Source organism: Paenibacillus sp. GbtcB18 (genome assembly GCF_019091125.1).
In the GTDB taxonomy this organism is placed as follows: Bacteria; Bacillota; Bacilli; order Paenibacillales; family NBRC-103111; genus Paenibacillus_F; species Paenibacillus_F chitinolyticus.
Genome location: NZ_JAGXJX010000689.1, coordinates 1 through 245, shown reverse-complemented (window position 1 = coordinate 245; position 245 = coordinate 1). Strand labels below are relative to the sequence as shown.

Annotated in this window: 1 pseudogene; it reads left to right on the top strand. The window is 60.8% G+C overall.

Annotated elements, in window-relative coordinates:
- A pseudogene (locus tag KVT34_RS30825) lies at window positions 1–245 on the top strand (DNA topoisomerase IV subunit B); the annotation flags it as partial.

Below are 245 nucleotides of genomic sequence, written 5' to 3'. Positions count from 1 at the left end.
CGGCAAGACGGAAACGATCGCTTCGTTCGTGATTTCGATTCCGCCACGCGGCGGCGGGACCCATGAACCGGTTTTTAAAACCGCCTATACGCGGGCGATGAACGAATATGCCCGCAAACCCGCCATTTTGAAGGAAAAAGAGAAAAATCTCGAGGGAACCGATTTGCGGGAGGGATGGGGGGGGGAAACCACCACCAAAAAGGGGGGGGGCGAAGCCGTGGGCCGGCGGGAGGCCCGCTCCGCCG